The sequence below is a fragment of the Ideonella sp. P3_A4 genome, assembly GCF_056403075.1.
Genome location: NZ_JBFUGE010000293.1, coordinates 1 through 7,583 on the forward strand (window position 1 = coordinate 1; position 7,583 = coordinate 7,583).

Annotated in this window: 9 protein-coding genes; 5 read left to right on the forward strand and 4 right to left on the reverse strand. The window is 66.9% G+C overall.

Translation table 11 applies throughout. The features are described from left to right. The 3 genes from AC1DYI_RS21685 to AC1DYI_RS21695 form a co-directional block, all read left to right on the forward strand. Nucleotides 1–512: thioredoxin family protein (locus tag AC1DYI_RS21685; RefSeq protein ID WP_477206205.1), on the forward strand; the 512-nt coding region annotated here is incomplete at its 5' end. Continuing rightward, the gene (locus tag AC1DYI_RS21690) at nt 509–1,138 is read left to right on the forward strand and encodes a DUF924 family protein (RefSeq protein WP_477206206.1); all 630 of its coding nucleotides are present in this window, start codon (nt 509–511) and stop codon (nt 1,136–1,138) included. The genes AC1DYI_RS21685 and AC1DYI_RS21690, both read left to right, overlap by 4 nt. Before the next feature lie 173 nt (nt 1,139–1,311). Next, entirely contained in the window at nt 1,312–1,650 is a 339-nt protein-coding gene (locus tag AC1DYI_RS21695; protein ID WP_477206207.1) for an NIPSNAP family protein, read from the forward strand. Nucleotides 1,651–1,695: 45 nt separating this feature from the next. Here AC1DYI_RS21695 and AC1DYI_RS21700 read toward each other — a convergent pair whose 3' ends face one another. The 3 genes from AC1DYI_RS21700 to AC1DYI_RS21710 form a co-directional block, all read right to left on the reverse strand. After that, entirely contained in the window at nt 1,696–2,580 is an 885-nt protein-coding gene (locus AC1DYI_RS21700; RefSeq protein ID WP_477206208.1) for a hypothetical protein, read from the reverse strand. A 91-nt stretch (nt 2,581–2,671) separates the two neighbouring features. Beyond that, entirely contained in the window at nt 2,672–3,118 is a 447-nt protein-coding gene (locus tag AC1DYI_RS21705) for an SRPBCC family protein (RefSeq protein ID WP_477206209.1), read from the reverse strand. A gap of 93 nt (nt 3,119–3,211) precedes the next feature. Next, complete coding sequence (locus AC1DYI_RS21710) at nt 3,212–6,145, reverse strand: diguanylate cyclase domain-containing protein (RefSeq protein ID WP_477206210.1); 2,934 nt, start codon at nt 6,143–6,145, stop codon at nt 3,212–3,214. 373 nt (nt 6,146–6,518) lie between these two features. On the opposite strand from AC1DYI_RS21710, the gene AC1DYI_RS21715 reads away from it, so the two are divergent. Continuing rightward, on the forward strand, nt 6,519–7,115 hold the full coding sequence (locus AC1DYI_RS21715; protein WP_477206211.1) for a DUF6940 family protein: 597 nt from the start codon (nt 6,519–6,521) through the stop codon (nt 7,113–7,115). A 46-nt stretch (nt 7,116–7,161) separates the two neighbouring features. Next, a complete protein-coding gene (locus AC1DYI_RS21720; protein ID WP_477206212.1) occupies nt 7,162–7,353 on the forward strand; it encodes a hypothetical protein in 192 nt (63 codons plus the stop codon). Here the strand turns inward: AC1DYI_RS21720 and AC1DYI_RS21725 are convergent. After that, on the reverse strand, nt 7,347–7,583 hold a 237-nt coding region (locus AC1DYI_RS21725; protein ID WP_477206213.1), incomplete at its 5' end, for an SDR family oxidoreductase. The two genes, AC1DYI_RS21720 and AC1DYI_RS21725, sit on opposite strands and share 7 nt — an antisense overlap.

Below are 7,583 nucleotides of genomic sequence, written 5' to 3' on the forward strand. Positions count from 1 at the left end.
TTCCCTTCACCACCTCCTTCACCTTTTGCGAGAAGACGATGCTGATGAAACGCCGTTTGCTGTTGCTGGCCGCCACGCTGGCCACCACCTGGGCCACCGCCGCCACCGGTCCATATGACGAAAGCGCCGATGCGCAAAAGGACGTGCAACGCGCGTTCGAGACCGCCGCCAAGTCACAGCGGCCGGTGCTGGTGATCTTCGGCGCCAACTGGTGCGCCGACTGCCGCGCGCTGGACACCTCGCTGAAGGCGCCGGCCAATGCCGAGCTGATGGCCAAGGAGTTCGTCGTCGTCAAGGTGGATGTCGGCAACTTCGATCGCCACCTGGACATCGCCGAGCGCTACGGCAACGCGATCAAGAAAGGCATCCCGGCCGCCGCCATCCTGTCGCCCAAGCAGGACCTGCTCTACACCACCAAGGGTGGCGAGCTGGCGAATGCGCGCAAGATGAGCGACAGCGGCGTCTACGAGTTCTTCCGCGACGTGGTGGCCTCGGCCAAGGCGGGCAAGTGAGCACGGCGCTCCACTCGGGCAACAACAGCGAGACGGCGGCCAGCGTGCTGGCCTTCTGGTTCGGCGAACAGCCCGAACGCGCGGCCACCAGCCCGGACTGCGCGCGGCTGTGGTGGTCCAAGCAGCCGGCGGTCGATGCCGATATGCGCGCACGCTTCGGCCCGCTGATCGCCCTGGCCGGCGCCGGCGGGCTCGACGGTTGGGACGCCACGCCCGAAGGCCGGCTGGCGTTGATCCTGCTGTGCGACCAGTTCACCCGCAACACCGCACGCGGCACCCCCGAATCCTTTGCGCTCGATCCGCTGGCCCGCGTCTGGTGCCTCGAAGGCCTGCAGAAGAATGCCTTCGCCGGGATGCTGCCGATCCAGCGCCAGTTCGCCTACATGCCACTGGAACACTCGGAGTCGCTTGACCACCAGGACCGTTGCGTGCTGCTGATGCAAGGCTTGCGCGACGAGGCCAGCGCGACCGAGCGCGCGACCTTCGAAGGCTTTGTCGACTACGCCGAAAAGCACCGCGAGATCATCCGCCGCTTCGGCCGTTTCCCGCATCGCAATGCCATCCTCGGCCGCAGCAGCACGCCCGAGGAGCTGGCTTTCCTGCAGACGCCGGGCTCGTCGTTCTGAGGGGGTGCAAGAGGCGCGCTTTTTAAGCGTCGCCTTCTTGACCGCTGAGCGATGGCGATGACCGTCACCGAAATACTTGCCGTCGCCTGTCAGCTATCGGCGCGCATCATGGTTGCGTGCGCTTGCGAAGGGCCAGCGCGCCAACCCATGAGGACTCACCAGTACAAGACGCCATGAAACGCCTGATCGAAATCCGCTCCTACAAGCTCAAGGCCGGCGAAGCCGCCGCCTTCCACGACGCAGTGCTCAACACCGTGATGCCGATGCTGCGCAGCGCGATGGACGTCGTCGCCCACGGCCCGTCGGCCCACGAGCCCGACACCTACTTTCTGGTCCGCGCCTACGCCGACCTGGCTGACCTCGAAGCCCAGCAAGGGGCGTTCTATGGCTCGGACACCTGGCGCAACGGCCCTCGCGAATCGATCGTGTCGCGCATCGAAAGCTACCTGAACACCGTGTTGTGGCTGTCGCCCGAAGCGGTCGAGGACATGCGGCGCTTGAACGCGGTTTGAACGGTTGATGCGCCTAGGACCTCAGCCACGGCGAYCGGCGATCGGTCAATAGAAGCGAACGCCTGGCCTCAGCAACAGCTGGAAGATCAGCAGCAGACACAAGACAGCCCCGAGCGGCCAAGCGATCGATCTAACAGCGGCTGCACGATCGGTACCCACAGCACCTAGGCGCCATGCGGCACCCGCCTGGATCCACGACACGCCGATCACGGTGACCACGGCCGGCACCGCAGCCACCTCGATCCACTCGCGTGGAACACGGAACGCGATGATCATGGGCATGGCGATCAGCGCCGGCAGCGATGCGACTCTGAAGATAAGGAGGCATCGCTCCTTGGCCGTGTCCACGAGGTCGCCCTCTTCGGCCAACTCAAGCAGCGGGCGCGTCATTCGAAGGGCGATCAGCGGGATGGCCGCGAGCGCCGCCATGGCCATGGTGGTCTTGAGCGTGGCGCTCAACCCGAGATAGACCATGGCCATGCCCACATCGCTTTGTGGGCTGATGGCACCGATGACGAACTGCGGCAGCGCCATGAACAGCCCGCTGTAGGCCATCCAGAAAAGAAACAGGCGAACGGCGGCCGAGCTGCCGCGGTAGCGCCGCAAGAACAGCGCGCAAATGACAGCGGACAGCAGGGTCGCCAAGACCCCCGTGCCCTGGAACAGACCAGCCAGCGGGTGTTTCCCCTCCCAGATGTGGTTGTTGTGGAAGAGGGTCGGCCGCAGCCCGGGCGTCAGCGCCTTGGGCAGCACCAGGAACAACTCCTGAATGAGGAAGGTCAGGTTGAAGGCGAGCGTGTAGACCAGCGCCGACAACAGCGTCAGCCTCCAGCCCGAAGACGCGGAGGAGCGCGGGCGGGCGCCGGTCTCATCTCTTGTGCGAGCCCATCCGGCGAGGCCCAGCAGCACCGGGCCGGCGAGAACCAGCACTGCGGCGATCGCAATCAGGTTCCCGCTCGTCATGCCGTCGTTATCGCCCGCTGCCGCGAGCCGGGGCCCACGAAGTCCTTGATCGCTTCGGTCATCCCGGGATTTCCGGCTCGACGAGCTTGGCCAGTTGCTCCAGGGATTCCTGCCAGCCCAGGTAGCACATCTCGACCGGGATGGCTGCCGGCAGACCCTCTTGGACGATGGTCAACTCGGTGCCGCATGCGACCTGCCGCAAGTCGATCGTGGTGCGCATTTCACCGGGCAGGTTGGGGTCGTCGAAAGCATCGGTGTACTGGATCCGCTGGTTCGGCACCAGCTCGCGGTACTCGCCGCCGAACGCATGGCTGTTCCCGCTCGAGAAGTTTGCGAACGACATCTTGTAGGTCCCACCAACGCGGGCGTCCATGTGGTGAACCTTGCAGGTGAAGCCGTAGGGCGGCAGCCACTTGGCCATCGCGTCGGCATCCAGGAACGCACGGTAGATGCGCTCGGGTTTGGAGCGGAGGACGCGGTGAAGACGAACGGTGCCTGTAGCCATGGTGAATCCTTTCGGTTGGAAGTGACAGGGCCGCGCACAGCGGCGCCTATTCTCACGACGATCGGGTCGGCGCGAAATCGACAATCGCAAAAATCACAGCGACGCCGTCTGCGCCGGCATGTCGATCTTGGTGCCGGCGTACATCTGCCAGCGATTGCGCCCCGCGCGCTTGGCCGCATAGAGCGCCATGTCAGCGGCCTTGTACAAGGCTTCCGGCGCCTGGCCATGGCGGGGGCACAGCGCGGCGCCGATGCTGCCTTGGGGCTTCAGGCGCTGAGCGTTGTGTTCGACGGGCTGGGCGAATGCGGCAAAGATGCGCTCGCAAACGGTGGCCACATCGGCGTCGTCGTCCAGGTTGTGCAACAGCACCGCAAACTCGTCGCCCCCCAAACGGGCCACGCGATCGGTCTCTCGAACGGCGGCCTGCAAACGCAGCGCCACGGCCACCAGCAAGGCATCGCCCGCGTCGTGGCCTTGCGTGTCGTTGACCTGCTTGAAATGGTCGAGGTCGATCAGCAGCAGGGCGAACGCCGTGCCGGTGCGCTGCGATTGGGCCAGCAGCCTGCGCAGTTCATCGTTGAAAAGCCGGCGGTTGGCCAGCCCGGTCAGGCCATCGAAGTAGGCGATCTTTTCGAGTTGCCGCTGGCTCTCGAGCAGTTGCTGCGTACGCTCGTCGACCAGTGCCCGCAAGACCAGCTGGCGCCGCCGCAGGTACATCGTCCTGGTATGAACGAGCGCGGCCAAGGTGGCACAGACGATCACGGCCAGCRCACCCTTGAACCATGCGGTCTCGTGCCAGGCAGGTTCGACGTCCAGCGGTATCTGCAAAGTCGGCGACCAAGGGCCCGACGGCCCGGCCGCACGAAGCTCCAGCGTGTGCCGTCCGACTGGCAGGTTGGTGTACATCGCCACGCGCCGGCTCGCATCGATAGCCCGCCACTCGTCGTCGATGCCGCGCAAGCGGTGCTCGTAGCGGTTGCGCTCCGGCGCCGCGAAGTCGAGCGCCGCAAACTCCACCAGAACGCTGCGCCGCGCAGGGCTGATGGCCAGCGGCTGCGACGGCGCGCGGACCAGCGGGTAGCTCATGACCGGCCGTTCATCGCCGACCCGCAGTTCCGTGACAACCACCGGCGCCACGTACGACGACTCGGTCATCGGACGCGACGGGTCCACGATCGCCAGGCCGCCCATGCCGCCGAAGAGCACTTCGCCATCCGCCGTCACCGCGCCCGAGTTGGTCCAGTACATCTGGATCCCCAGGCCTTGCTCCGCGCCAATGGCATGCGCCTGCAGCGTCTGCCCGTCGATGCGAGCGAGGCCCTTGTCCGTGCTGGCCCACGCCACGCCCGCATGATCGATCAGCACCATGTTGACGCCGTTGTGCGGCAGGCCCTCGGCGGCCGAGATGCGGCGGATGGCGGGCTCGGCGTTGCCAGTCGTCCAGGTCACCACCCGGACCCCCGCGCCGAACGCCCCGATCCACAGCCTGCCTTGGCGGTCGTAGACCAGCGAAGAAATGAAGCCACCGGGCACGCCGATGCGGCCGACCTGTTCTGGCGGCAGGCGCGACACCGACATGTCGCGCGGCTGCAACCGCGCGAGGCCTGACCGGGTGCCTACCCACATCGTTCCGTCGGGCCCGGGAAGAAGGGCACTGATGCGGTGGTCGGGCAGCCGATTGCCGTCTTCGCGAAGCAAGGGCGTGAGCGCCGTCGTGGTGGACTGCGGCTCGGTCACCCAGAGCCCGTCGGAACCGCCGATCCACAGGCGGCCTTCCTGCCACGCCATCGCCCAGACCGCCTGCACCGCCGAGCGGCCGAGCGCCTCGAGGCGGCGCACCGCGGTGCCTGATGCGTCGGCGCGATACAGGCCATGCTGGGTCCCCAGGTAGATCTCGCCCGAAGGTGCCTGCGACATGGACAGCACCCGCCCCGGCGGCAAGGCTGTGCGCGGCGACTGCGCGTCGGGCGACAGTCGCCCGATCTTGCCTCGCACGGGGTCGACGATGTCCACGCCGCCATCGCCGGTGGCCAGCCACACCCGTCCGTCGGGCAGCGCCAGCACGCAGGGCACGTTCATGTGGCTGATGCCACCTCGGCCGCTCGGCATCCAGTTCATCACCGCTTCTTGCCGCGGGTCGTGCACGCTGAAGGCGCTGTCCGAGCCCACCCACACCATCCCGCGGCGGTCACGCAGCAACGCGTAGATGTCGTTGTCGCGCAGGCTCGACGCCACGCCGTCGATGTGCTTTTCTCGCCGTGCTGCCCACTGCTGGGTGTCGACCCTCAGGATGCCGCCGCTCTCGGTGCCGATCCAGACCTCGTGGGGCCCCGCCTGCATCAGCGCGAACACGACGTCGGTGTCGTGGTCCAGCGGTTCCTTGACGCGCACCCTCAGCGCCACGGCTTCGACGGCRCCTTTTTCGACGACGAAGATACCGGACGATCGGGTGCCCACCCACAACCGGCCGTCGCTGTCCAGCAGCAGCTTGCGAACATCCGGTGGCGCGCTCTCGGCCGTTGCCAGGGCCACCGGCTCGAAGCGGTCTTTCTCTGACGTGCGCCGGAACAGGCCGCGGTCGGTGCCCACCCACAGCACCCCGGCGGCATCGGCAACAACGGCATGCGCTGGGCGATCAGGCAGCCCTTGGGGGCCCGCGAAACTCGCATGCCGCTGCACCACCCCAGTCTGGATGTCCAGATGGTCCAGGCCACCACCGGTGGCAACCCACAGGCCGTGCGGGCCATCGTCCACCATCGCGAACACACTGTGGCGCGACAACGCCGCATCCTTGGCCAGCGGCGAGACGAAGCGGTCTTGCTCAGCGTCATAGCGGACCAGTCCGCCGGCGCTGGTGCCAACCCAGAAACGGCCGGCCTGATCGGTATACAGCGACTGGATGAAGCTGTCGGGCAGCGTGCCCGGGACGGAGACATCGCTCAGGTAGCTGCGCAGCTTGTAGCCGTCCCACCGAAGCAGGCCACTTTGCGTGCCGAGCCAGATGAAGCCGGTAGCGTCCTGGCCCATCGTCACGAATGAGAGGGTGCCCGACACGACCTGGCGGAAGGCCGGGTCGGCACGCGCGGACCATGTGCTCTCTGCACGCGCGGCAGTGGTGACCGCCAGCCAAGCGACCAGCAGAAAACAGCAGATGCGACCGAAGGACGATCTCGCTGATTGCCGCATGTTTTGCGTCGGTTGGTATGCGTGTCACGGCCGACGGTTCACGGCGGCCGACTCCCTGGGTCAGGGTCGCTTGCCGCACGGCCTCAGAATCAACAGCGGCAGCAAGCCCTCAATCCTCGAGCGAGCAGCAATTGCCGTTCCCGGTGCTGACACGCGCACCGAGCGCCTGCTTCGCTACATTGAGGGCGTGGCTTCAATCACCTGGTCAGCCCCCATGCATCGTTTTTGCCATCACCGCGACGAGATCGTCCCAGGCCGTACCGCCCAGTACACACTGAGCCTGGACGATCAAGCGCTGAGCTACCGCCGCGCGCTCGAATTGCTGGCCGGCGATGCGGCGTTCAGGCTGTACCTGAGCCGCCTGCTTGCCGAGGCCGAGTTCCCATCGTTCCGCTGGGAAACGCCGCCCATCACTCAGCGCACCGTCGATCGGCCGTTCGAGTTCGTGCTGGTGAACGACCCTTACCTGCAGGTGAAGCCCGAGCCGCAGGTGTTTGCAGAGCATTTCGCCAAGGCTGGCGCGGCGCCGCTGGTGTTGCCGGTGGCGAACCTGGGCCGCACGGCCACGCTGGTGGTGCCGCGGCAACTCGATGCCGACTGTGCCTATCCGCACATCGCCGCGTTCGTCCGCACCGCGCCCGAGCTGCAGTTGCATGCGCTGTGGCAGTGCGTCGCGGCCACGGCTTTGGCTCAGTTGTCTGACGCGCCGATGTGGATCAGCACCGCCGGCGGGGGCGTGGCTTGGCTGCATGTGCGCCTCGAAGGCACGCCGAAGTACTACGCTTACCGGCCCTACGCCATCGACCGCTGATCGCGCGGCGCACAATCACCGCCACGGGTTGGCCGAGGAGCAAGCCATGCGAGCCTATGTGATCACGACGGGGGCTGTGTTCGCGCTGCTGGTGGTCGTGCATGCGGCGCGGCTGGCGCTCGAAGGGCCGCGGCTGCTGAGCGAGCCTGACTTCATCCTCGCGACGCTGATCCCGGCCGGCATGTGCGTGTGGGCTTGGCGACTCGTACGCCGCCCTGCCGCTGACCTGCGTCAATAGGTGCCGGGGTACAGCCCACCGTCGAGCAGCCAGTTCTGCCCGGTGATGAAGCCGGTGTGCGCGCTGCAGAGAAACGCACAGGCCGCGCCGAATTCGTCGGCGGTGCCGTAGCGCTGCGCCGGCACGCCGAGCCGCCGCTGGTCCCACACCGATTCGGCGGGCCGACCTTGGCGCTCGGCGGCGGCCTGCACCGTCTTGCGCAGACGATCGGTGTCGAACGGGCCGGGCAG

Excerpts from the sequence above, each read along its gene's own strand:
- AC1DYI_RS21695 (WP_477206207.1), top strand. The coding sequence starts at position 1,312 with ATGAAACGCCTGATCGAAATCCGCTCCTACAAGCTCAAGGCCGGCGAA.
- AC1DYI_RS21705 (WP_477206209.1), bottom strand. The coding sequence starts at position 3,118 with ATGGCTACAGGCACCGTTCGTCTTCACCGCGTCCTCCGCTCCAAACCC.
- AC1DYI_RS21715 (WP_477206211.1), top strand. The coding sequence starts at position 6,519 with ATGCATCGTTTTTGCCATCACCGCGACGAGATCGTCCCAGGCCGTACC.
- AC1DYI_RS21720 (WP_477206212.1), top strand. The coding sequence starts at position 7,162 with ATGCGAGCCTATGTGATCACGACGGGGGCTGTGTTCGCGCTGCTGGTG.